Genomic DNA, 23,892 nt, shown 5'->3' with positions numbered 1-23,892 from the left:
CCCTCCCACCCTTGCGGATCTCCCCCCATCCCCGAGTTGGGCCGGGGGTGCGGGGGCAGCGCCCCCGTGTCCTGGAACGGCACTCTGTCTCGCCTGCTCGTGTCCGGCTGCTCGGGCGTTCGGCGTGGGTCGTCGCTGTGCCTGTCGAGTGTCGGGAGCTGCCAAGCGCTGTTGGTGTCGCGGTTGCGTCGCGTGCCTGTGCCCGGTCTGCTGTGCGTGTTGTCTGTGCTCGTGTTCGCGGACGCTGGCGCGCCGGCTGCGCGCGGAACGCTGGCGCAGGTCCGGCGGCGCCAAGCGGTCCGCGGTGGCTTCGTGCTCTCGGCTCGTCCGCTTCAGAGTCGGCCGGTTTCCGGGTCTCGTCGTCGTGCCCGCGGGCTTCCTGCTGCGCGTCGGGTGTGGCTGCCTGGCATCTCGCTCGCAGCTTCGGCGCTGGTCCTGCGTCCTGGGTTCGCCCGGCGCGGGCCGAGACGGAGGCGGGGCGAAGACAGGAGACGACGGCTCGGGCGGCGACGGGCTGCACCCGGCCGAAGGTCGGGTGCCTTGACGCCCCGGCCGGCCTGTCGGATGTGACCGTGGCCCGGTACATCGCCAAGTACGCCACCAAGTCCGCTGAGTCCGCAGGGGTCGAGCTGCCTCCGCTGGCCTGACGCGCGTGCTCGGGCTCGGGCCGAACCCTGGTGCGCACGCCCGAACGGGCTGACGTGCTGCTGCCGTGCCGTACCTGCTCGGGCACCGGCCGCAGCATCGACCTGGACCAGTGGGAGCTCTCCGACCACGCAAGGCGGCTGATCGAAATCTGCTGGCATCTCGGCTCTATCCCGGAACTCGAACCACTCCGGCTGCGCAAGTGGGCTCACATGCTCGGCTTCGGCGGCCACTTCGCCACCAAGTCACGCGCCTACTCGACCACGTTCGGAGCGCTGCGACAGGAACGGGCCGACTTCACCGCACGACAGGACCCGTACATGTTCGCACTCGGTGAATCCCCGGACGTACTCGTGATCAACCACTGGTCCTATGCCGGGCGAGCGGCACACCTGCGGGACACTGCTCGCGGCGCTCGACGTGCATCCGCGCGTCGCTATGCAGATCCTTCGGCACTCGAAGATCGCGGTAACGATGGAGATCTACACGCACGCACCAACAGCCAGGACGGTTGAGGCGCTGCGCCAGCTCGGCGAGTACCTCGGCGACCAACCGGCCGACGAAAACGGAGATCAGGCGTAGTCGTTGCTGTACTTCGCTGCTGTACGGAAAGCAAAAGGGCCGGTAACCATAAACGGGTTACCGGCTCTGAGCTTAGGTGGACCTGAGGGGATTTGAACCCCTGACCCCCTCGATGCGAACGAGGTGCGCTACCGGGCTGCGCCACAGGCCCTTTGGACGTGTAGAGGCTACCACAGGCAACCCTCGGCCCCGGAACCCGTTATCGCGGGTCCGGGGCCGTGTGGCGCGACGGCGCCGACGGTTCAGCCGTTCGAGGCGCGCGGCAGGTCCGGCGGTTCCTGGACATACGCCTGAGCACGGGAGCGGCCCGCAGCTGACGAGCGGCGGCGCACGGCATCGGACTGGGCGCGGCGACGCTGATCGGCCTCCGCCTGTACCCGCTCCTGCGCCATGGCCCGCGCCCGGTCCTGCTCACGCTCACCCTGGCGCTCGTGAGCCGCAGCTCCCTGAAGGGCCGACTCCGCCTCGCGGGCCTCGCGAGCCTCACGGGCCTGCTGCGCAGCGGCACGGCGGCGCGCCCGGGAGGCGGCACGGATCCGCTCATCGCGGCGCAGCCGGATGATGTAGATCGACAGCAGGACCGCCGGGAACGCCATCGCCCACAAATAGCCCGCGCCGAGATCGGCCGAGATCAGTGCCCCCAGCGTGGAAAGCATGAACAAGGTGCCCACGACCCGGCGGCGGCGCGCCATCAGGCCCGTGCGCGGGCCCGGGTACTTCGGCGCGGTCGCGGGCGGCGCGGTTCGCGTGGTTGCGCGCGTCGCATCCTCCGCGTTCACCGCGACCGTCGCTCTCGCGCCGACGCCTGGCGACGCAGACGGCGCCCCAGCCGCGGCAACGCTCGTACGCTTCGCCGCCTTTCCGCCGCCCGACTCCTTCTCCTTGGCCGGGCTCGGAGTCCACGGCTCCGCGGCTCCCGCCTCCACCCTCACGCCTTGGCCCACGCCCACGCCCACGCCCACGCCCGCGCCCGCGCTGGCGCTGGCGCTGCGCTTAACGGCGCGTCGAGTCGGGACGAAGCCCTGGCCGGCGGCGAGTGGCAGCGCCTCCGCAGCGGCATCGGACCGCGCCCAGCGCCGCTCGAACGCGTCCTTATGCGCCAGCACCTTGATGGCCGCCGCATACCGCTGAGTCTGCCTAGCCCGATTCAGCTCGTCCTCGCGGCGTAGCCACATGGGGACGAGGTATACCGCCCACGCCCCGACGATGATCGCGTAGATAACGCCGCTGCTGCCCATAACGCAACGGTAGGCGTATCAGCCCTATCAACGCGGCTGATTATCGGCGTGTCGGCTGGAAAGCATGCGTTTGATCCGACTACTGGATTTTCGGCGCGAGGCGTTACCCATGCGTATCACCCGGTATGCGCGCCTTCGCCCGATCGGGTTCGCCCAGTTGACGGCTGAGTATCGGGCCACGCGCAGTTCACGCACCTCAAGCGGGCTAACGCTGGGCTAACGCGCTCAACTCAGTCGGTCCGGCGCTCGCTCGGTCGCCCGCCCGAACCGTGCGCCACCTGCTCACACCGAATGGCTCGCCTGGACACGTCGCCACCGTACGATCATGCCCTCCGGCACCTCCGGCGCCGTCAGCGCGTACGCGATGTGATCGCGCCAGCCGCCGTCGATGTGGAGATAGGCCAGGCGCAGTCCCTCCTCGCGAAAGCCCAGCTTCTCGGCGACACGCCGGCTTGGCCCGTTCTCGGGACGGACGTTCACCTCCACCCGGTGCAGGCCGACCGTCTGGAAGCAGTGGTCCACCGCGAGCGCGAGCGCCGTCGGGATGATTCCACGGCCGGCGACACGCTCATCGACCCAGTAACCGATGTGCGCCGAGCACAGCGAACCCCAGGCGATGCCGGCGATGTTCAGCTGGCCGACCATGCGCGGCTTCTCGTCAGTCTGCGGGTCCGCGTACCAGACGTTGAAGGGCATCATGCGTCCAGCCGCGGCCTCACGTCGCCCGCGGCGCACAAGCTCACGGTAGGTAAGGCGCCGCACGTACGGCGTCTCCGGCGGGACCGTCGCCTCCCACTGCGCCAGCCAGGCCCGGTTGCGCGTTTGGAGTTCCTGCCAGGCGCGCCCATCCCGACCTGACGGCGGGCGCAGGCTCACCGGCCCCTCGCGCAGCACGATCGGATAACCCGGCACACCCATCTAGACCCCGCCCCCGGGCTTGTGGTCTCCCCCGGCGAGTTGGTCGAGCGCGTGCCCGAGGATCGGCAGCAACACCGCCAGACCATCCTTCACGCCGCCGCTGGAACCGGGCAAGTTCACGATCAGGGTTCTGTCGGCAACGCCGGCCAGCGCGCGCGACAGGGCCGCGGTCGGCGTCTTCTCCAGGCCCTTCGCGCGAATCGCCTCCGCGATGCCGGGCACCTCGTGATCCAGGACACGGCGGGTGATCTCAGGGGTTCGATCAGTGGGTGAGATTCCGGTGCCACCGGTGGTCACGACGAGCCTGGCGCCCTCCCGGAGCGCTGCACGTAAAGCGTCCTCCAGAGGCTCGCCGTCCGGGACGACACGTGCTGGACCGACCTCGTGCCCTGCCTTTACCAAGGCGTCGACGATCAGCGGGCCGGTCGTGTCCTCGTAAACACCGGCAGCGGCCCGGTTCGACACCGTGACCACGACGGCATGAGCCATTGCTGCGCACCTTCCTGCCCGCCTCCGGCCGGTTCAATCCGCAAACCGTACCGCTCGCCAACCAACGCGGCAGCTTCGACCGCAGGAAAGGCCCTCTCGCCCGGGCCACCCGGGTCTCCCCCGGGGTTGCCCGGCCGGCCCGCTTCGCAGCGCCGTCAGCGCGCCCAGTCGCCGCTCACTCCTCCGGTCTTGGACTCGACGCGTACGTCTGTGAGCACGGCCGCGGGATCGACCGCCTTGATCATGTCGATCAGCGCCAGGCCGGCCACGCTCACCGCCGTCAGCGCCTCCATCTCGACGCCGGTGCGGTCGGCCGTCTTGACCCGGGCGCGGATCAACACCGCCTCGTCCGCCACATCCAGATCGACGGTCACCCCGGCGATCCCGATCGGATGACACAGCGGGATGAGTTCCGCGGTGCGTTTCGCACCCTGGATACCGGCGATACGCGCGACCGCGAGGGCGTCACCCTTGGGTACGCGCCCTTCGCGCAGCAACGCAATCACCTGCGGAGAGACCAGGACGCGGCCGGAAGCCTGCGCAGTACGCGCGGTGATCGGCTTTTCCGCCACGTCGACCATCCGGGCCGCCCCGGACGCGTCCAAGTGAGTGAACTCGTCGGATTTACCGCGCTTCGTCGCCGGCTTGTCCTCGCTGCTCTCGCTCACGTCTCAGCGCTCCCCTGCGTTCGAAGGACCTTCAGGGCTCGCGGGCGCCGCGCTCGCAGCAGTCTCAGGCGGCGTCCCGTCGAGCAGGATCACGGGCAGCACGTCCCCCGCCTCGACGCGCGTCTGGTCCTCGGGCACCGCGATCAGGCAGTTCGCCTGCGCGAGGCCGCCCATCAAGTGCGAGCCCGAGCCGCCGACCGGACGCACCTCGATCCTCCCGTCAGAACCCGCCGGCGTGACGACCACGCCGCGCACGAACTGCCGCTTCCCGGCCGGTGATTTGAATCCGGCGAGGCAGACGGCCTCGACCACCGGGCGGTGCAGGCCGTCCTGACGCCCTGACAGCTTGCGGATCGCGGGCCGCACGAACAACTCGAAACCGACATACGCCGAGACCGGGTTGCCCGGCAGCGTGAAGATCGGAGTCTCTTCCGGCCCGAGCACGCCGAAGCCCTGGGGCATCCCCGGTTGCATCGCGACACGCCCGAACTCGACGGTGCCCAAGCCGGACAGGGCCTCCTTGACGACGTCGTATGCGCCGACACTCACGCCGCCGGTGGTGACGATGAGGTCGGCACGGATCAGCTGGTCCTCGATGGTGTCCAAAAGCAACTTGGCATCATCTGCGACCACGCCGACGCGGTACACCACCGCCCCGGCCTCACGCGCCGCCGCGGCCAGCGTGTAGCCGTTGGTATCCGGGATCTGTCCGGGCCCCGGTTCGGTACCCGGCTCGACCAGCTCGGAACCGGTCGAGATGATCACGACGCGCGGACTCGGCCGGACCGCCACCAAGTCCCGGCTCACTGCCGCGAGTAGCCCGATCTGCCGCGCCCCGAGCATCGTCCCGGCGCTCAGCAGCGGTTGTCCCGCCCGTACGTCCTCGCCGACGCGTCGGATGTGGGCTCCCTCGTCGGGCGTCCGGTAGATCCGTACCGTGCCGTCGGCTGCGCCGTCGGTCCACTCGACCGGAACGACCGCGTCCGCGCCGGGTGGTACCGGAGCGCCGGTCATGATCCGGCCGCACTCTCCAGGGCCGATCTCCGTCGTGGTCGCGGCGCCGGCGGGGATTTCCTGAACCACCGTCAGCACGGCGGGGTTGTCCTGGTCGGCGCCGCGGACGTCGATCCGCCGGACGGCGTAGCCGTCCATCGCGGAGTTGTCGAACAACGGAACGTCCCTGGGCGCGATCACGTCCTCGGCCAGTTGAAGCCCATGCGCGTCGAGCAGGTGCTGCTCGAACGGCGGAAGAGGGCGGATCTTCGCCAATACGTCCGCCAGGTGCTGCTCGACGCTGCGCATCGCGGGGACATGCGCGCTGCCGACGACACGCCTGTCGGAATCCCTGCCGGTCGGACCGGTCGCGCCGTTCATCGCCACTCCGTCAGTCGGTGAAACCCTTCGCGACGAACTCCTCCAGCCAGGCGCGGAAACCCGGCCCGAGATCATCGCGCTCGCAAGCCAACTTGACGATCGTACGCAGATAATCCGAGCGATCCCCGGTGTCGTAGCGGCGGCCGTTGAACAGCACGCCGTGTACCGGCCCGCCGATCGAGGGATCGGTCGCGAGGGTGCGCAGCGCGTCGGTGAGCTGGATCTCGCCGCCGCGGCCGGGCTTGGTCTCGCGCAGCACGTCGAACACCGCGGGAGCGAGCACGTAGCGGCCGATGATGGCGAGGTTCGAGGGCGCCGACTCGGTGGCCGGCTTCTCAACCAGATCGGTGACCCGTACCAGGTCGGCCTGGTCCGCGACCGGCAACGTCGCCGCGCAGCCGTAGAGGTGGATCTGCTCCGGATCCACCGCGATCAAGGCGATGACGCTTCCGCCGTACTGTCGCTGCACCTCGATCATCCGGGACAGCAGCGGATCGCGCGGATCGATCAGATCATCGCCCAAAAGTACCGCGAACGGCTCATTACCTACGTGCGGCTCGGCGCACAGGACCGCGTGGCCCAGGCCCTTCGGGTCGCCTTGACGCACGTAATGTACGGCGGCGAGTTCGCTGGATTCACGCACCGCGGCCAGCCTGTGCCGGTCGCCCTTCGCCTCCAGGGCGCCTTCCAGCTCGTACGCCCGGTCGAAGTGGTCCTCCACGGGCCGCTTGTTGCGTCCGGTGATCATCAGGACGTCGTCGAGACCCGCGGCGACTGCCTCCTCCACCACGTACTGAATCGCCGGCTTGTCGATGACCGGCAGCATTTCCTTCGGTGTGGCCTTGGTGGCAGGCAGAAAACGGGTACCGAGCCCGGCGGCCGGTATCACCGCTTTGCGCAGGCGCGTGGGCCGGGCGGTACGACCGGCTGCGGACGCCCATGAATCGATAGACATGAGCTTGACTTTAGCGGCGCGGCCCTCAGTGCGAGGTGGCTTCCGGGTGAAGGGCCGATGAGCCCGCCATACCCGGCACGACCCATGTGTCTCCGCCGGCGCGTTTAGCCTCGGCCAGCGCTTCGTCCGCGGCGCGGATAAGCGTCGCGGCATGCGTACCGGCCTCGGGGAAGACCGCCGCGCCGACGGAGACGGTCAGCCGGATCTCACCGGTTTCACGCACGGGAATGGACGCACCCGCCCCGAGGCTCCCGTTCGCCGGTCCCGTGGCGGCTCCGGAGGTCGCCAGCGCGGGGCTGCTGGGCGCGAGCGTGGAGTCGAAAAGCAGTTTGCGCGCTACGTAGCACAGCCGCTCGGCGACCACGGCGGCGCCTTGGGGGCCGGTGTCGGGTAGCAGTACGACGAACTCCTCGCCGCCGAAACGGGCGAAGGTGTCGAAGGACCGGATCTCCAGGGCGAGGCGCTGGGCCAGTTCGCGCAGAACGGCCGAGCCCGCCTGATGCCCGAAGGCCGCGTTGACCGAGCGGAAGTGGTCGACGTCGCACATCAGCAGCGCCAGCGGCCGCTCGATTCGGCGGGCCCGTTCGATCTCGTGGGCGAGGGTCTGCTGAAGATACCGGTGGTTCCACACGCCGGTGACCGGGTCGGTGGCGGACAGCCGCTCCAGGCTGGATCTACCCTGTTCCAGGCCGCTCAGTTCACGGCGCACCGCGTCGAGTTCGGTGGCGGCCCGGGCGGCCGCGTCGCGCAGCCGGGCGGCGAGGCGGGCCACGGCGACGGCGAGCACGAGGCACACCCCACCGAGAACGAACAGACCCCACTGCGTCGCCGTCATGGCTGTCCGGCACCGGTCCCTTTCCGCAGCACAACGGTTAACGGTGGTTGCGGCAGGCTGGGCCGGTGAAGTGCTCCGTCCCCCGAGACACACCGGCTGGTCGCTCTCCGCGGCGCGGCGAGTGCCAGCCTGAACACGCTATGGGATTCAGAATGCCCGAGAGCACCAACGACAAAGCCACAGCGAGATCACGTTTCGTCAACGATCGGCTCACTTTGGGTAAGTATGCGCTGCGCAAAGCGTCGTCGGCGCTGGTAGCGCGCCTGTTACAGGCCCCTGAGCTATCCGTTTCGGCGCCGCGTCGACTTCTGACAGTATGCGCGTACGCGTCGTTCGGTACCGAACCGGACACGGCGGCGTTGATCGAGGCCCTTCGCGAGCGCGGTGTCCGTGTCCTGCTTCCGGTGCTTCTTCCGGACGCGGATCTCGACTGGGCGATTTACGACGGAACCCTCGTTCCAGGCCGGTTGGGCCTGCAAGAGCCGACGGGCGAACGGCTCGGCATCGAGGCGATAAGTCATGCGGACGTCGTCCTGGTCCCCGCTCTGGCGATCTCGCCCACAGGGCAGCGTCTCGGTCGCGGCGGGGGGTCATACGATCGTGCCTTATCGCGGGTGACGGAGTGTCAAGACAGCGATCCCCCATGTAAGCGTCCGTGGGTGTGCGCTCTCGTCTACGACCACGAGCTAGACGCCGGGTTTTCAGTCGAGGCTCACGACCAGCCGGTCGACGCTGCGTGCGCGCCGAGCCGACTGGTCCGTTTCACCGCCACGCGAGGGCACTGAAACGCGCGAGGAGACCGGGCTCTACGGCCCGGCCGGTCTCAGCGTCAGCGTGGCCGTGGTCGCCGCCTTGACGGCGTGCTCGCCGAAAGCCCAAGGCAGCGTCTGTCCTGCGGCCCACAGCGGCGCCTGGTCGAGATAGTTCGGGTCGTCCACGTGTCCGGATTCGCCGGTCTGGTTTACCCAGCGCGAACGGTCGAAGGAGCCCAAGTCCACGATCATCCGCATCGACGGCGCCACGGTGACCTGGAAATCACCCGAGGACAGGTCCCAACTGGTGGCGTCCACCAGCGACGAGCCTCCGGCCAGCTGTTCGGCCTGCCCGTTGAGCAGCCACTTGACGATGCCGGGACCATTCGTGCCCAGCGTCTGCTCGGTCGGCGTCAGCGTGTGCAGCCGGCCCCAGGTCCAGGCTGACACGTCCTTGCCGAGCTTCGCGGTCAGGTCCAGCCTGGCCTTCTTCAGCGCCGCGGTCAGGATCGTGTCCCGGGTCTCGCGCTGTGTGGTCTTCGGATTGTCCCACCACTCGCTGTCCGGCTGGTTGATGATCGCATCGACCACCGCGAACCAGCGGTCCCCGCCGTCGAAGCCCAGGACCGCGGCGTCGACGCCGTTGGGCAGCTTGTTGCCGAAGGTCAGCTTGAGGATTTCGGCCCAGACGGCGTTGTAGTACGCTGCGGCGCCCGAAGTCGCCGGCTGCGTGAAGTCCCAGTGCTTGAGCAGATTCTGCGCAGACCTGGTGAAAGCGTCCGTCTTCAGGTTGAGCAGATAGGGCACCAGCTGGGCGGCCTGAGGGTTGTAGCTGTCGTTCTGGATCGAGGCCATGTCGGCGACGCTGATCTTGCGGCCGTTCGCGGTGAGCCGCTTGATGTCATCGGTGATGCGCTGGGAGCGATACCCGTAGTCCCAGTCCGTCGTCAACGTATAAGGGTAGGTCGGCCCGACTACCGCGTTATTCGCCGTAACGATGAAGCCCCGACTCGGATTGAATTCGTTGGGCAACGCGGAGAACGGGATGTAGCCGGTCCAGTCATAGGCACTAGTCCAGCCGGGCACCGGCCAGCGGCCATCGCCGCTTTTGCGGATCGGGATGCGGCCGGGGGCCTGATAACCGATGTTGCCCTTGGTATCCGCGTAGACGAGGTTCTGCGCCGGCACGGTGAAGTCCTCGGCGGCGGCGCGGAACTCGCTCCAGTCGCTCGCGCGGTCGAGTTCGAACAGGGCGTCCATCGTCGGGTTGGTCTGTAGCGCGGTCCACTGCAACGCGACCGCGTACTGTATTCCCGGCGCGGCGCCTTGGGCCGGGTCGCCGCTGCGAGCGGCCGGAGCGTCCTTGCCGACCAGCTTGTCCGTGTCCGAGACATCCGAGATCAGTGGACCGTGACGAGTCGAGCGCACGGTGATGGTCACCGGTTGGCCATCGGCGACGTCGATGGTCTCCGTGTGCTCGGCGATCGGGTATTCCTTGCCGTCGTACAGGTAGTCGTGGCCGTCGATCTTCTCAAGGTACAGATCGCTGACATCATCGGCCTCGTTCGTGAAACCCCAGGCGATGTCGGCGTTATGGCCGATGATGACGCCCGGCATCCCCGGGAACGAGTATCCGGATACGTCGTACTGGCACTGCGGGCCGATGTTCTGGCAGTGCAGGCCGATCTGATACCAGACCGAGGGCAGCGAGGGAGCCAGGTGCGGATCGTTGGCCAGCAGCGGCGCGCCGGTCGTGGTCAGCGCGCCGGAGACGACCCACGAGTTCGAGCCCACGCCGCTGCCGGCCGGGTCGGCCGGTCCGAGGACCGACGGGACCTGCGACAGCAGTTGGGAGAGCTGGGCCAGCTTCTGCTGGGCCGCCGCGGGCAGCGCGGCGGAAGCGGTCGCGTTCTGCTCGTATGTCGATCCGACCAGAGCACCTTGAGTGACGATCGTCGGATGCTTCGAGTACGGATATGACGGATACAACTGCTCGATCTGGTCGACCGAGAGGGTCTGCGTCAACAGCGACCGGGCGATCTCGTTGTCCACGTTGTCCCGCAGGTCCCAGGCCATGGCCTCGATCCACGCCACCGAGTCGATCGGTGTCCACGGCGCTGGCCTGTAGTGGCTGACCTTGCCGACCAGCGGGGCCCCGATGATCGTGTACTCGATCGAGAGCGACGAGCCCCCGGAGTGGGTCGCGAGATAGGCGTTGACGCCCTTCGAGTAAGCCTGGAGGTACTGCTTCGTATCCGGCTTGAGCTTTGCGTACGACTGTTCGGCCACGGTGCGCCATCCGAGTGTGCGCACGAACTCGTCATACTTGAGCGCGCCCGAGCCGAGCATGGACGCCAAGGTGCCGGAAGTGATGTGACGGTCGATGTCCATCTGCCAGAAGCGGTCCTGCGCCTGCACGTAACCTTCGGCGAGGAAGAGGTCCTGCGAGGTTTGCGCGTAGAGCTGCGGGATTCCGTTCGCGTCGCGTTGAACCGCTACCGGAGCCGAGAGCCCGGCGACATCCAGCGTGCCGGAGGTCAGCGGGTACGAGGCGTGCAAAGCGTTCGTGAAAGCCCACGCTCCCGCGCCCGTGGCGATCGTCAGCACCAGGACCAGGCCGACCACCAGGGCGAGCAGCAACCGCAGCCGAGTGAGGCGCTTGTGCCTGGCTGAGCCGCCTGACGTGGGTGACGCGATGTCAGCAGGCCGCTCGGCGATGGCGGGCACCGCGGCGCCGACGGCCACGCTGGTTTCCGCGGTCGCCAAGACATCCGCGCCCGCGCCAGGCTCTGCGCCCCCCGCTGGCGAATTCACGCCAACCTCGCTGCCCGTCGCTTCCTCGGCCGCGGCCGGCGCAGGTCCTGCCGGATGCTGCGGGCCTGCCCCCACCTCAGGCACCGCCGGGGCGCTTGCGCCCTCGTCCACCGAGCCGGGCTCCAGGCGACCCGGCCCCTGATCGCCCTGCTCAGAGACCACGAGCCGCGCGTTGCCCGCGCTCGCGGTCTTGGGCGCGGTCGCCGCCGCCGGCTGCGCGTCCGAAGGCTGGGCTGCCGAGGGGTGGGTCGGTGACATCGATCGGCCATTCCTTGCGACTGGGCTGCGACTGCTGGTTCGGGCGCCGGTATGCCGGCTTGAGATCCGCCTCGGGGCCACACCCTACGGCGTCCGCCCGCACTTCGAAACGACCGGTCGGGGCCGGGCGGCCACGGGCGCTACACGCGGACACGCGGCGCCCTCCTATCAGGGTTCTGTTGGCGGTGGAACGAAGCGGGCCGGGATCACAGCCTGTCACGCGGCCGGTCCGGACCGTCGCGGCGGCGTGGTATCCGGAGCCGGGAACGAGGTCGGCGAAAACACCGACGAGCCGACGCGCCGTCAGCCGTGCGCCGACCGGCCCGGCGAGTGGCACACTGAGTAAATCGGTCGGCTGGGTCGACCGGGTGCGGACGGAAAGGTGGGCCGATGGCGGGTCAGCTGGTGGGCCGGCACGACGCCTCCGCGCTCACGGGCGCGCAAGACACTCGGGAGCCCGAGGCCGGCCGCGGGCCCGACAGCGTGCGCTCCTCGCTGCTCTCGCGTGCCGGCATGCTGCTGGGGACCTCCCTGGATACCGGCCGGACCCTGGCCGCGATCGCCGAGCTGCTCGTGCCCTCGTTCGCCGACCAGTGCGTCGTCGACCTGCTTGACGACACCGGAAAGCTACGGCGCGCGGTGACCGTGCGAATGGACCACGCCCGGGCGCGCCGGACCAACTCGCCTAGCGTCGCGGACCGGCGCATCGCCTACCCCGACGAACACCCATGCGCCATCGCGCTGCGTTCGGGCCGCCCGTCGCTGGCCATCGCGTCCAAGCCTGCCGCGCCACTGCCGAGACCCGCGAACGGAGCGCATCCACTACTGCTGGACGCGGCCGCGGTGATAGCCGTGCCGTTGCTCGGGCCCCGTGGCATCAAGGGCGTTCTGGCTGTGGCGGCGAACGGTGCTGAGCGCGCGTTCGAACAACACGATGTCGAACTCGTCGAGGAAGTCGCCGCGCGTGCCGGGTTCGCCCTGGAGAACGCGGCCCTTTACGAGAGCATGCGCTCACTGGCTCTGGCCTTGCAGCACTCGCTGCTTCCCGCGCATCTGCCGATCATCGACGGTGTCGCGGTGCAGGTGGGTTACAACCCGGGCGACGAGTCGGATGTCGGCGGCGACCTGTACGACGTGATGGAGCTGTCTTCCGGGCGCATCGGCATCGCGATCGGTGATGTCCAGGGGCGGGGTGCGCACGCGGCGGCCGTGATGGGCCAATTGCGGGCGGCGTTGCGCGCTTACGCGGTGCTGGACCTCGAACCGGCGCAGGTGCTCACTCACCTGGACGACCTGGTTCAGGGCCTGAACGAGGCGCTCCTGGTCACGTGCGTATACGCGGTGTACGACCCGTTCACCCGTGAATGTGTGCTGGCGAACGCGGGACACCCGCCGCCCTTGTTGTCGGGCGCACACGGCTGCCACCCGATGGAGGTTCCACCGGACGTGCCGCTCGGCGTCGGGGGCGTCACGTTCAACGACCACGCGTTCATCGTCGCGCCGGGCGACACGATCGTGCTGTACACGGATGGCGTCGTGGAGCGGCGCGACCGGTCGGTCGACCAGGGCGTGCGGTCGCTTTGCGACGCGCTGGAGGCGATCGGTCCGGGCGCACCGCCGGCCGCCCTGTGCCGGGCGACACTGCGCGCCTCGTCCGGGCCGGCGGACGATGACCGCGCCGTGCTGGCCATGCGCACGGACCTCGACGCGTTGCCGCTGTGGCGGATCGACCTGCCCGCGGACCCGTCGTCGCCGTCCGTCGCGCGGGCGCACGCGCGCTCGGTGCTTCGCGAGTGGTCCAGCGAGGGTCTCTCCGAGACGGTCGAGCTGCTGGTCTCCGAGCTGGTGACCAACGCGGTGCGGCATGCCTCGGGGCCCGGTCCGACGCCGCGTGGGCCGGTTTTCGGCGAGGACTCGCCGTATGAGATCGCGGCGGACTGCTCGTCGGGCGGCCGCGGGGCCGAACTCGACCTGGCCGCGCTGGAGAAGGCGCTGCTCGGTGACGCGGCTCCGGACGGCCTGTTGGACAACGCGGTGCTCGACGGGGCGTTCGTGGCCATGCGTGCGGACCGCCGGATAGAGGTCGTGATGCGCCGCGGTGGCTCGTTCCTGTGGATCGAGGTGCACGACCAGGACGTGCGTACACCGCGTGTGCGGACGGCCTCGGCCAATGACGAGGGCGGTCGCGGGCTGTTCCTGGTCGATCAGCTCTCGCGGCGTTGGGGCGTGCGCCCGACTCCGACCGGCAAGGCCGTGTGGTTTCAGCTTCCGCTCAAGGGCTGAGCCGACCGCGCCGGGTGCTCAGGCGGCGGCAGAGGTGGAGCTGCTGCTCGGGGCGCTCGGCCCGGTGCCCTTGGAGGCCGACGGGGACGTTGAAGCCGGCGCGGCCGCGGAACCGGTACTCGGGGTCCCGCTGTCCGGGGAGGCGGCGCTCGAACCGCCGTTGTTCTTGGCGGCCGAGCCGGAGCTCGACGAGGATGAGCGGCTGTCGGTGCGATAGAAGCCTGAGCCCTTGAACACGATGCCGACAGCCGAGTACACCTTGCGCAGCGCGCCTTGGCAGCTCGGGCAGATCGTGAGGGCGTCGTCGCTGAACTTCTGGACGACTTCGAGATTCTCGCCGCACTCGGTGCACTGGTACTGGTACGTCGGCACGGTCAGCTCCTCGGCTAGCACTCCACCTCTATGAGTGCCAAGTTTGCGTCATCTGGGCCGCGCCTGTCCACTGGGGGACTCCCGGGACGGCCGCAGCCCGATTCGCCGGAAAAGATCCTCCTGTGGATAACTGCGGAATCGGCCACATTTGTCGGTGCGATCACCGATGCTGGTGATCAGACGGCGCGAGACGGCGACCGCCCCGTGAACAGTGAGGAAACCAGAGATGCACCAGACACGTCACGCTGTGTACCCGACACGTCACGATGGCCGCTGGTCCGGAAGTCCGGCCGGCGAAGCGCCTGCCGCCCCGCCGACGTCGCAGGAAATCCGCAGATCGATCACTCGGCACCGGTTGAGCCGGCGGCGCAGGCGGAAAGCGGCGACTCTTCTCACCGGCGCTTCGATAGCGCTTGGTGCAGCCGCCCTGCGACCGCCGAACGCCTCCGCACACAGCGCGGCGAACCTCACACCCGTCGCGCGTGCGAACAGGCACGCGGCCACGGAACCGATGGCGGCTCAGCATGCCCGCGGTGTCGGCTACCGAACGATGTCGATGTCGGTGTCGGTGTCGGCAGCCACAGAACAGGCCCATACCGATCCAACGCCCGCTGAGGCGCAGCGCTCGACGGTAGGCGCCCAACCGCCGCGGTGAACGTCAGTCGCCGTAGTGCGGCGGCCGGTCACGCAGGAAGCGCTCCAGATCCTCGGTATCGGCGCTTGGGGCATCGCTCCACGTGCGTTCGCCCCAGCCGACGTCGATGTCGTCGCGCGTCTGCTCCAGCCCGGAGGGGGAGGTGAGGACCGGCAGGTCGTCGCGTCCCCAGGACTCATCCCAGTCGTCTTCCCAGTCACCCATAGCGCCTCCTATGTTAAGCGGAGCCGTTAAACGCGGGGTGGCACCGGAGCGGCGTTGCCATGCCACGATTGCCACAAATGGGCGTACGCGCCGCCGACCGCCGTCGGTTTCCCGATGCCAGCCGAACCGGGCTGTCCGGCCGCGCTCCATCGAAGTGACCCGGCCCACGTAGTGGGCGGTGGGCACGCAGCCGTGCGGCCGCCTCGCGGAGCGCACATCCAGAACGCGACGGCCGCGTTCGAAGCACCCGTGAACAGCCACCGTGAGGGGATGGATTCGGTCCGTGGAACACATCGAGCTGACCGGCCAGTCGCTGACCCCCGAGCAGGTCGTGCTGCTCGCCCGGGGGGAAGCACGGGCGCAGATCGCGCCGCGGGCCCTGACACGCGCCGCAGCGGCCGCCGCAGCGGCCGAGCGTATCGCCGCGCGCCGACCGGTCTACGGCCGAACCACCGGCGTCGGCGCGAACCGGACGCAACGGGTCGCGGACGGCGATCTGGAACACGGTGTGCGGCTGTTGCGCAGCCACGCCGGCGGGATCGGGCGCCCCATCGAGGCCGAGGCCACCCGCGCCATGCTCGCGGTGCGCGCCAACCAGTTGCTGGCCGGGGGCGCCGGCCTGCGCGCGCAGATAATCGAGGCGATCGTCCAGGCGCTCGACGCCGGCGCCCTCCCCGAGATCCGCGAGTACGGCGGTCTCGGTACCGCCGACCTGACCGCTCTCGCGGAACTCGGCCTCACCCTCATCGGGGAAGCCCCGTGGCGTGCCGACACGGACCCGACCGCCGCGCGGAGCACGGACCGGCAGCCTGCGGCGCCCGCCGCCGTGACCATCACCTCCGGTGACGCGCTCGCGTTGATGAGCAGCAGCGCTCTGACGATCGGCCGCAGTTGCCTTGCCTGGCATGAGGCGTCGCGCTGGATCAGCTCCGCCCATGCCGTGGCCGCCCTCAGCGTCTTCGCACTCGACGGGTCCACCGAACCTTTCGACGAGGCCGTGCATCAGCGCCGACCGCACCCCGGCCTGATGCGTTCGGCCCGCATCGTGCGGGCGCTGCTCGCCGGGCAGAGCGTCAAGGCGGCGCGCATTCAGGACCCTTTCGCGTTGCGCTGTATCCCCCAGGTCCACGGTGCGGCGCTCGAAGCCCTTGAGTCGACCGAACGGGTGCTGCGGGTCGAAGTCAACGTCGCTTCCGAAAATCCTCTGTTCGTCACGGGCCCGGAGGGCGGAGCGGAAGCCGGAGGGGAAGCCGACGAGGCCGTCTTTCATCACGGCGGATTCCACCAGGCGCTGCTCACGCAGTCGCTCGACGCGCTCAACCTGGCGTTGCTGTCCACCGGGCAGCTGTCCCTCGCGAGGCTGGATCTGATGTTCCATCCGGAGTTCACCGGGCTGCGCCCCTTCCTCGCGGACGGCGAACCGGCCAGCTCAGGCGTGATGATCCTGGAGAACGCGGCGCACGACGCGCTCTCGGAACTGCGCAACGCGGCGATGCCGGCGGGCCTCGGGCATGCCACCCTCTCGCGGGGCGTCGAGGATCACTCGCCGTTCACGAGCCAGTCGGCGCGCCAGACCGCGCGCGCCGCGGAGGCCCTGCGCCTGATTCTCGCCACGGAACTGGTCGGCGCGCTGCGGACGCTGCGGCTTCGCGGCCTCAAGCCCTCCCCCGGCACGCCCTTGGCACAGCTTTACGCGATCGTCGAACTCCTCGATGCGCGCACCGCCGACCGGTCCACGACCCCTGACGTGCTCCAGGCCGTGGCGCTGCTACCGAGCCTGGCCGCGGCCGTACCGTCTGATCCGCCGGGCCAGATGGCCTGACGGTCCGTCCGGCCGGCGTTCTGCTGGCCCACCGGACAGGCCGTTCGGGCTCTGGTTCAGTTGCCGGCAGCTGTGAGCGAGTCCTGAACAGCCGACGAACCAACGCTTCGGCACGGCAGCGGTACGCGGCGCGCTGTGGGGAGGTGAAGGCGTGCAGAATATCCAGGGACCCGGCCGACCTTCCGGCCTGGCGCTGAACCTGCGGTCAGCGCATCCGACCGGCGCACCAAGGAGTGAGACCGTGCGAGGCAACACTCGATCATCGACCAGGCGCAGGTGCGTGGCGGGAAGCGAGGAGCAAGCGTGACGGGCACTGCGCGACGTCGCTCGTGGTTGACCGCCGCGGGCGCCCTGAGGGTCCCCGAGATCACGGCCGCCTTCTGGATCATCAAGGGGCTCTCGACGGCCATGGGCGAGTCGACCTCCGACTATCTCGTCAACGCGATGGCCCCGCAGCTGGCCGTGCTGCTCGGCTTCGCCGGGTTCGTCCTCGCGCTCGTCCTGCAGTTGCGCGCGGCACGCTACGGCGCGTGGACATATTGGTTCGCCGTCGTCATGGTCGGGATCTTCGGCACCATGGCTGCCGACGTGCTACACGTCGCGCTCGGCGTGCCTTACCCGGTCTCCTCGCTGCTCTACGCCGTGACACTCGCCGCCGTGTTCGCCAGCTGGCGGGCCACCGAGAAGACGCTGTCGATCCACAGCATCGACACTGCGCGCCGCGAACTGTTCTACTGGGCGGCCGTCGTCGCCACCTTCGCCATGGGTACCGCGCTGGGCGACTTCACGGCGTACACACTTCACTTGGGCTACCTGTCCTCGGCGGCACTGTTCGCGGCGCTGATCGCGGTGCCCGCCGCGGGCTACCGGTGGTTGCGCTGGAACCCGATCTTCTGCTTCTGGGCCGCCTACGTGATCACCCGGCCTCTCGGTGCCTCGCTCGCCGACGCCTTCGGCAAGCCCAGGAGCGCCAGCGGCCTCGGGTTCGGCGACGGCCCCGTCGTCCTCGCCCTGGGTCTGCTGATCTTCGCCATGGTCGCCTACCTCGCGAGGACGGGGGCTGACATCCAGCGGCAACCGACCCCGGCGCGCGAGCCCGTGCCGGTGCGCGAGCCCGAGCGATCCTCCGTGCGCGTGCTCGACTGAGCCACGCGAGCGACGCTCGGGGCGTGCGGATCGAACCCGGCGTTTCAGCGTTGTTTGAGGACGATCCAACGGTCGGGAACGGCGAGTGCCATGAGCAGGAGCGGCCAGAGCGGCTGGGGATGGCAGGTGAACCGGGTCATCGATTCGTCGTCCGCGTCGAAGGGGCGTAGCGGGCTGCCGCGACGGCCCGTGGACGTGAGCCGGAGCGTGTGACGCCCGGGGTCGATGGGCAGGTCGAGCACGTCGTTGCGTGCGATCGTGCCCACAGGTTCGCCGTCGAGGTGGACCTGCCAGGATCTTCTGCTGTCGATGCGGTTGGTGGGCATCGTGCGTTCGAGTCTGAGGACCGCGCTCGTCGCGGGCTCGTTCCCCCGGGCGGGTTTCGCCGCCCGGGGGACCGCGTTCAGTTTCAGTCTGCGCGAGCTCGCCTTGCTCCCGGTGACCAGGCGTTCGCGGTCGAATATGGTCGCCACCAGTCGCCAGGCGAGCAGATCGATCGCCAGCAGGCCCGCGCCGAGGGCGAGCGCCAGGGCGAGCGTGGGCTTGATCACGCCGAAGCCCATCAGCGAGGTGACGGCGAGCGGGGGGAGACTGGCGAGGGTGCCGATCTGCTGGGCGACGCGTACGTCGCTGGAACGGGCCGAGATCGCGATGCCCACCCAGATCGACCAGCCCGCCAGCAACGGGGTGAACAGCAGTTGAGTCAGGATTCTGGGGGCTTGGAAGACGTCTGAGGCCACGTTCGGGCGCGCGAAGGCCGCGACGGCGCCGAGGAAGACCCCGTACATCGCGTAGGAGATCGCGATGGTGGGGACCAGGGCGGCCAGAGCCTTGCCGAGCAGGAACTCCTCGCGGCGTACCGGAGTGGTCAGCACCGGTTCAAGGGTGCCCTGCTCGCGCTCGCCGACGATCGCGTAGGCGGCGACCGCGGCCGGGACCACGGCGGGGATGAGTAGGAGGTAGAGCACGGTCAGGCCGACGATCTTGTCGATCTTGTCGGCCGGAGCGGACGCGGCGAGGGTGAAGATGTCGGTGATCGGCAGGGCCACGAAGATCAGCGGCATCACGGTCATGGTGACCGCGATGAAACGGTTGCGCCGGTAGTCGCGCAGTTCCTTGCGCACGACGGCGCGGACGCGGATCGCGCTGAGCGTCATCGGGTCTGCGCCTCCACGTCCGTGTCGATCAGCTGGAGGTAGACGTCTTCGAGGGTGTGGCGCGACGGGCTGAGGGAGAGCAGGTCCGCGTCGGCGGCCACCAGTGCCCTGGCCGCCGCGGGCGCGGCCAGGTCGGGGTCGGTGACGGTGAGTACGTAGGTGCCGTCCGCGGACCGCTGCCAACTCTCGACGCCCGCGAGACCGGAGAGGACGCGCTCCGGGTCGGCCAGGGGTTCGCGGGTCTTGATCTCAAGGCTTCTGGCGAACAGCCGTTCGCGCAGTTCGTCGGGTCGGCCGACCAGGCGCACGGTGGTGTTCATGATGGCGACGCGGTCGCACAGACGCTCGGCCTCGGCCAGCCGGTGGGTGGTCAGGAAGATCGTGACGCCGCGCTTGCGCAGCCCGTCGATCAGGTCGTGCACCACGCCGGCGGCGACCGGGTCGAGGCCGGAGGTCGGCTCGTCGAGGAAGAGCACTTGCGGGTCGCTGAGCAGGGCTCTGGCCAGTCCGACGCGTTGGCGTAGGCCCTTGGACAGCGAGCGGCAGGTCTCGTCGGCGCGGTCGACCAGGTTGACCGCGCGCAGGGCGCGGGTGATGCGTTCGCGGGCGTCGGGCAACTCGTAGAGGCCGGCGAAGAACGCGAGGTTCTCGGCCACGCTCAGACGCAGGTAAAGGCCCGGGGATTCCGGCATGATCGCGATGCGGCGGCGGATCTCGACGCCGTTGTCCGCGGTCAGCGGCAGCCCCGCGACCGTCGCAGAGCCCGCGCTCGGGGTCAGCAGGGTGCCCAGGGTGCGCACGGTGGTGGTCTTGCCGGCGCCGTTGGGACCGAGGAAGCCGAACACTTCGCCGTGGTCGACGCTGAAGGAGACCTCTTCGAACGCGGTGCGCGCGCCGAACCGTTTGGTCAGTCCCTCCGCTACGAGCGCGGCCGTGCCGCGCGCTCGCGCGTCGGGGGATGGGACCACCTGTGCGGTCCCGCTGTGCGCCTGACGCAGGCGCTCAGCATGGCGTCTGCCTGCTATCACGCTTTAAGTGATATCACTTTAGCGGGGGCGGGTCAACGGCGCCGCCGACGTCAACTGCCGTGACCGGATCGGATCGATCGCCGGCGCCGCCGGGCTGTTCGGCCCCGGGCCGCGCCGGTTCGGTCGCGTTCCTGGGCGGCCGGCCGCGCCGGGGCAGGTCGCCGACGTCGTGAGGCAGGCGTCCGGCATCCGCCAGGGCGCGGCGCAGCAGCAGTTCGATCTGCGCGGTGGTGCTGCGCAACTCGTCGCCCGCCCATCGCACCAGAGCGTCGTGCACTGCGGCGTCGAGCCGCAGCAGGATGTTCTTGCGTCCACCGGTCATGAGCCGCTTACGTGTAGGGCGTGCCAGCACGCGTGACGGCGCGCGTGAAGGCACCGTCGACCGCCACCGCCGCGTTCTCCCCGCGCAGCGCCACCCGGGAGGCCGGCACAGCCGCGAGCGCGCGCCTCGCTCTCGCGGGTCTCGCTTCGCCCCGCGTCGCGATGTGCATTCGAACCACCTCGGTTCCAGCGCCGAACCGTGCCCGTGTCCACGAAAGCCGAGTATATAGAGATATCACTTAACCGGAACGGCGCCGGCGATCCGGTCAGTCAGAAAGCGCGACTCCGGGGCCGCACTTGGTGCCGGCTGTCGTGACGCGGCACCGCCGTGACGCGGCACCGCGAGGGCCCCGACCGCTACTGCGCGCCTTGGACCGGAGCGGGGAATCCCGTGCCCGCCAGGTCAGCGCCGATGACCGGTGGCGACTGAGGATCGAGCCCTGACGACGTCGCGTGGGTGATCTGATCGAAGAGCGCCGGCATGTAGACGAGCGTGTAGATCGAACAGTCTGCTGCGGCCGGGTTCCAGGCGTGGGCGACCTCCAGTCGCCACGCCGCCAGTCTTCCGCCGCTGGCCCGGACCGGCCGGTTGAGCCCGCTCAGCGCGAGTTCGTATCCGAAGGCGGGTGCGTCGGCGACCCGCAGCCGCTCGAGTGCATCCGTCGTGAGCCCGATCCTGATCAGCCCGGCACCCCCGCGCCCCCGTGAGTTTGCTCAGACCTTTTGCATGCTCGCGCAAAAGCCTGGCCGCTCTGACGCTCGCGGGCGATGGTGGATCTGCGGCGCCCGTCACGGACAGCGGCTCGCAGACGAGGTTGCCGGCGATCAGCCGTAACGCTGAAGCAGCTGGCAGTGCGGGCCGGCGACGCTTACCGCTTCGAAGGTCGAATCGAAGCCTTACGGGAGGGACGGACCATGTTCCGGCGGAAAGAAGCTGCGACGCGAGCAGCGAAGTCGCGCTGGTTGCGGATGGGCGCACTCGCGCTTGCCCCTGCACTGGCGCTGCTGCTGGTGACGACGTCAAGCGGGACGGCGAGCGCGTCGTGGCGCAACGGGGAGATGTACAACCACCACAAGGCGCAGTGCATGGATGGTGGCGGTGGGTGGTTGAGCGCGTGGGACTGCAACGGATCGCCGGTCCAGATCTGGACGGACATCTCCTCCAGCTGGACGTATCAGTTCCGAGACGGTGCTGGGCAATGCGTTGACGAGGGGCAGAGCACCGGCCTCTTCTCGTGCAACGGGGGCAACTGGCAGCAGTGGCAGGCCACCTACATCGGAACATTGAGTGATGGACGGGCCTACTATCAGTTCAAGAATATGCAAACGGGCTACTGCCTGGACTCAGGCAGCAACTGGAACGGCCTGATGTCCTATCCCTGCAACGCGAACGACGACTACCAGTGGTGGTCCTGGAATTAGCTGAGAGACGGTAGGAACAGGGCCTCCCGGAAGACTCGAGGGCGTCGAGTCCTTGACTGCGGGCGGCCCTGTCGCACGCCTCATCCTCACCGAAGACGACTGATCGCGGCGGGCACCGTCAGGCCCCCGGCGGCAACAGGGGTGCGCCGGGGGTCGGACCGTACGGGGCCACCCTCGCCTCGAGCTGTGTCCCAGCGCCGTCAGCTGACACTTGGTCTTCGTCGAGCATCCGGACCAACCACTCCGGGGCGGTTCACACGCCTCAAGCACAGCAAACGCAGCAAACGCAGTTCAAGATCTAGGACGCCAGCCTGTAAGCTGTCCGCAGTCCGCTCACGGGACAGCACTGGCAGAGGATCTGCCATCTGCCCGCGATCGGACAATCGCAGGAGTCGCCGAGAACCAAGATCGAAGATTGCCCGGGCGCTGGTCCCAGCGATTTCCATCAAGGTTTTCAGCACATCCCGCCCACGTAGCTCAGGGGATAGAGCACCGCTCTCCTAAAGCGGGTGTCGCGCGTTCGAATCGCGCCGTGGGCACCACAGCAAGACGCCAGTAACCCGCTTCCTCACACCCGGCCCGGAAGGGCCGTTTGGGATACGGATGGGATACGTCACGCGGCCGCACCCAGCTGCAGGCCGCCTACCTTCTCCCACCGCGCAGTCAACGCGTCGAGCCGCTTCCTGCGCATCACCGCCGAGACGTGCGTGTACCGCTTGCGCATCTCCCGGCGCTCCTTGGGCACCTCGTGCCCCATCACCTGATCCCGCAGCACGTCCGCGATCTCGTCCTCCTCCATCGCGGTGCTGTGCCCGTGCCGCAGCCCGTGCAGCTCGAGGCCGGGCACCAGCGGCTCCCACGCCGCGGCCCCGGCCGTCCCGCGCCGGCGCGGCCTGGCCGGCCGCCCGTCGCACGCCGGGCGCATGACGCCCGACCAGTTGGAGCGGCGCCACAGGCAGCCGCGCGGCGTGACGAACATGAGCCCGCGGGCCGGATCGCGCTGCCCCAGCGCCTCGGCGCGCGCCCGCACCCGGGCGCCGTGCTCGATCAGCAGCTCGGCCAGGAACGCCGGCACATCGACCTCGCGCGCGCCGTTGGGCGGCTTCGGCGGACCGAGGTACAGACGCGTGCGCTCCACACCCTGCTCGTCCAGCTCGGTGGTCTCGTGCAGCGCGCCCACCTGCGGATCGATCCGGATCACGTACCGGGCCCACGGGCGCCCGTCGAGCTCATCGCGGCGCATCAGACAGCAGTTGTCGACGTGCAGCGCCGTCAGCTCGCCGTAGCGCAGACCGGCGAACGCCGCGGTGAGCACCATCAGCGCGTCACCGCGCCGGCCGCAGTCCCACAGCCGCTGCGCGATCGGCACAGCCTGCTGCGGCAGCGCCCATACCCGCTCGGTCTCCCGCATCACCGCCGCGCGCTGCGCGCCCGCCTTCGACAGCTTGAGCCGGAAGATCGGGTTCGCGTCGATCATCCCGGCGTCCGCCGCGGCGGACAGGATCGTCGAGAGCAGGCCGACGACGTGGTTGCGCGTGACCTCCGCGCAGGTCATGCGCCCCGCCCAGGTGCGCACGACGAACCGGTTGATATCGGCGAGCGCCGTGTGGCCGAACTCGGGCAGGATGAAATTGCGCAGGTAGCGCCGGCGCGTGGACGCCGTTTTCGCCGAGTGCGGCTGCGCGTCGAGCCAGATCGCGACCCAGTCCTCAAGCGGCGTCGCGGCCTTGCGCGGATCGGTGTACCGGCCCAGGCGCATCTTCGCCAGCTGCTCCCAGCCGTGATCCATCGCGTCGTCCTCGGTGGCGAATCCCGAGGCCTGGTCGTAGAGGATGCGGCCGGTCTTCGGCGAGCGCCGCGGCGTCGGCCACTTCACCCGCCACGTGTACTCGCCCTGCCCGCGCTGCTCCGCGATCGGTCGCTGTTTCCCTCGTCCCATCTATCGGCCCTTCTG

The 23,892-nt window shown here is 69.4% G+C and carries 20 protein-coding genes, 2 tRNA genes and 2 pseudogenes; 9 read left to right on the top strand and 15 right to left on the bottom strand.

What is annotated here, in order from left to right; all coding sequences use genetic code 11:
- Nucleotides 1–395 precede the first annotated feature (395 nt).
- The 3 genes and pseudogenes from KGA66_RS06310 to KGA66_RS32005 all read left to right on the top strand — a co-directional run.
- Nucleotides 396–647, top strand: a complete 252-nt coding sequence (locus tag KGA66_RS06310) for a hypothetical protein (protein WP_211465538.1) — start codon at nucleotides 396–398, stop codon at nucleotides 645–647.
- Nucleotides 648–677: 30 nt separating this feature from the next.
- Nucleotides 678–983, top strand: a pseudogene (locus KGA66_RS32010) (replication initiator); the annotation flags it as partial.
- A gap of 46 nt (nucleotides 984–1,029) precedes the next feature.
- Nucleotides 1,030–1,227, top strand: a pseudogene (locus tag KGA66_RS32005) (hypothetical protein); the annotation flags it as partial.
- Between the two features lie 77 nt (nucleotides 1,228–1,304).
- Here the strand turns inward: KGA66_RS32005 and KGA66_RS06300 are convergent.
- The 8 genes from KGA66_RS06300 to KGA66_RS06265 all read right to left on the bottom strand — a co-directional run bounded on the left by KGA66_RS06300 (nucleotide 1,305) and on the right by KGA66_RS06265 (nucleotide 7,704).
- Nucleotides 1,305–1,378, bottom strand: a tRNA-Ala gene (locus KGA66_RS06300).
- A gap of 91 nt (nucleotides 1,379–1,469) precedes the next feature.
- Nucleotides 1,470–2,465, bottom strand: a complete 996-nt coding sequence (locus KGA66_RS30840; protein ID WP_211465535.1) for a SepX/GlpR family protein — start codon at nucleotides 2,463–2,465, stop codon at nucleotides 1,470–1,472.
- 282 nt (nucleotides 2,466–2,747) lie between these two features.
- Complete coding sequence (locus KGA66_RS06290; protein WP_211465533.1) at nucleotides 2,748–3,383, bottom strand: GNAT family N-acetyltransferase; 636 nt, start codon at nucleotides 3,381–3,383, stop codon at nucleotides 2,748–2,750.
- Nucleotides 3,384–3,872 (bottom strand): MogA/MoaB family molybdenum cofactor biosynthesis protein, encoded by a 489-nt coding sequence (locus KGA66_RS06285; protein ID WP_211465531.1) that lies wholly within the window; start codon nucleotides 3,870–3,872, stop codon nucleotides 3,384–3,386.
- Between the two features lie 155 nt (nucleotides 3,873–4,027).
- Nucleotides 4,028–4,453 (bottom strand): cyclic pyranopterin monophosphate synthase MoaC, encoded by a 426-nt coding sequence (gene moaC / locus KGA66_RS06280; RefSeq protein WP_211465542.1) that lies wholly within the window; start codon nucleotides 4,451–4,453, stop codon nucleotides 4,028–4,030.
- Between the two features lie 90 nt (nucleotides 4,454–4,543).
- Entirely contained in the window at nucleotides 4,544–5,914 is a 1,371-nt protein-coding gene (gene glp, locus KGA66_RS06275) for a molybdotransferase-like divisome protein Glp (RefSeq protein ID WP_246507093.1), read from the bottom strand.
- A gap of 10 nt (nucleotides 5,915–5,924) precedes the next feature.
- A complete protein-coding gene (gene galU / locus KGA66_RS06270) occupies nucleotides 5,925–6,869 on the bottom strand; it encodes a UTP--glucose-1-phosphate uridylyltransferase GalU (protein ID WP_211465529.1) in 945 nt (314 codons plus the stop codon).
- 25 nt (nucleotides 6,870–6,894) lie between these two features.
- On the bottom strand, nucleotides 6,895–7,704 hold the full coding sequence (locus KGA66_RS06265; protein ID WP_211465527.1) for a GGDEF domain-containing protein: 810 nt from the start codon (nucleotides 7,702–7,704) through the stop codon (nucleotides 6,895–6,897).
- Between the two features lie 152 nt (nucleotides 7,705–7,856).
- Here KGA66_RS06265 and KGA66_RS06260 point away from each other — a divergent pair, with 152 nt between their 5' ends.
- Complete coding sequence (locus KGA66_RS06260) at nucleotides 7,857–8,489, top strand: 5-formyltetrahydrofolate cyclo-ligase (protein WP_211465525.1); 633 nt, start codon at nucleotides 7,857–7,859, stop codon at nucleotides 8,487–8,489.
- A 21-nt stretch (nucleotides 8,490–8,510) separates the two neighbouring features.
- Here the strand turns inward: KGA66_RS06260 and KGA66_RS06255 are convergent, their stop codons facing one another.
- Entirely contained in the window at nucleotides 8,511–11,528 is a 3,018-nt protein-coding gene (locus KGA66_RS06255) for a penicillin acylase family protein (RefSeq protein ID WP_211465523.1), read from the bottom strand.
- Between the two features lie 390 nt (nucleotides 11,529–11,918).
- Between KGA66_RS06255 and KGA66_RS06250 the strand changes: the two genes are divergently transcribed.
- On the top strand, nucleotides 11,919–13,811 hold the full coding sequence (locus KGA66_RS06250; protein WP_211465521.1) for an ATP-binding SpoIIE family protein phosphatase: 1,893 nt from the start codon (nucleotides 11,919–11,921) through the stop codon (nucleotides 13,809–13,811).
- Between the two features lie 18 nt (nucleotides 13,812–13,829).
- Here KGA66_RS06250 and KGA66_RS06245 read toward each other — a convergent pair whose 3' ends face one another.
- Nucleotides 13,830–14,183 carry an FmdB family zinc ribbon protein gene (locus KGA66_RS06245; RefSeq protein WP_211465519.1) on the bottom strand — a complete coding sequence of 118 codons (354 nt, stop codon included), beginning with the start codon at nucleotides 14,181–14,183 and terminating at the stop codon, nucleotides 13,830–13,832.
- 658 nt (nucleotides 14,184–14,841) lie between these two features.
- Nucleotides 14,842–15,042 (bottom strand): hypothetical protein, encoded by a 201-nt coding sequence (locus tag KGA66_RS06240; protein WP_211465517.1) that lies wholly within the window; start codon nucleotides 15,040–15,042, stop codon nucleotides 14,842–14,844.
- A gap of 283 nt (nucleotides 15,043–15,325) precedes the next feature.
- On the opposite strand from KGA66_RS06240, the gene KGA66_RS06235 reads away from it, so the two are divergent.
- Complete coding sequence (locus KGA66_RS06235) at nucleotides 15,326–16,864, top strand: aromatic amino acid ammonia-lyase (protein ID WP_211465515.1); 1,539 nt, start codon at nucleotides 15,326–15,328, stop codon at nucleotides 16,862–16,864.
- A gap of 303 nt (nucleotides 16,865–17,167) precedes the next feature.
- Nucleotides 17,168–18,010 (top strand): COG4705 family protein, encoded by an 843-nt coding sequence (locus tag KGA66_RS06230; protein WP_312886774.1) that lies wholly within the window; start codon nucleotides 17,168–17,170, stop codon nucleotides 18,008–18,010.
- 44 nt (nucleotides 18,011–18,054) lie between these two features.
- Here KGA66_RS06230 and KGA66_RS06225 read toward each other — a convergent pair whose 3' ends face one another.
- From KGA66_RS06225 to KGA66_RS29805, 3 genes are all read right to left on the bottom strand, one after another.
- On the bottom strand, nucleotides 18,055–19,167 hold the full coding sequence (locus KGA66_RS06225) for an ABC transporter permease subunit (RefSeq protein ID WP_211465511.1): 1,113 nt from the start codon (nucleotides 19,165–19,167) through the stop codon (nucleotides 18,055–18,057).
- Nucleotides 19,164–20,135 (bottom strand): ABC transporter ATP-binding protein, encoded by a 972-nt coding sequence (locus KGA66_RS06220; protein WP_211465508.1) that lies wholly within the window; start codon nucleotides 20,133–20,135, stop codon nucleotides 19,164–19,166. Before KGA66_RS06220 ends, KGA66_RS06225 begins: the two co-directional genes overlap by 4 nt.
- 73 nt (nucleotides 20,136–20,208) lie before the next feature.
- Entirely contained in the window at nucleotides 20,209–20,517 is a 309-nt protein-coding gene (locus KGA66_RS29805; protein WP_246507092.1) for a type II toxin-antitoxin system antitoxin, read from the bottom strand.
- A gap of 851 nt (nucleotides 20,518–21,368) precedes the next feature.
- On the opposite strand from KGA66_RS29805, the gene KGA66_RS06210 reads away from it, so the two are divergent.
- The gene (locus KGA66_RS06210) at nucleotides 21,369–21,938 is read left to right on the top strand and encodes a ricin-type beta-trefoil lectin domain protein (RefSeq protein WP_211465506.1); all 570 of its coding nucleotides are present in this window, start codon (nucleotides 21,369–21,371) and stop codon (nucleotides 21,936–21,938) included.
- A 466-nt stretch (nucleotides 21,939–22,404) separates the two neighbouring features.
- Nucleotides 22,405–22,480 (top strand) — tRNA-Arg (locus KGA66_RS06205).
- Between the two features lie 71 nt (nucleotides 22,481–22,551).
- Here KGA66_RS06205 and KGA66_RS06200 read toward each other — a convergent pair.
- Nucleotides 22,552–23,877 (bottom strand): tyrosine-type recombinase/integrase, encoded by a 1,326-nt coding sequence (locus KGA66_RS06200; RefSeq protein ID WP_211465504.1) that lies wholly within the window; start codon nucleotides 23,875–23,877, stop codon nucleotides 22,552–22,554.
- Nucleotides 23,878–23,892 lie beyond the last annotated feature (15 nt).

The sequence above is a fragment of the Actinocrinis puniceicyclus genome (assembly GCF_018283645.1).
GTDB classification, from domain to species: Bacteria; Actinomycetota; Actinomycetes; order Streptomycetales; family Catenulisporaceae; genus Actinocrinis; species Actinocrinis puniceicyclus.
The sequence above is the reverse complement of the archived record's forward strand: the minus strand, read 5'-3'. Positions and strand labels throughout refer to the sequence as shown.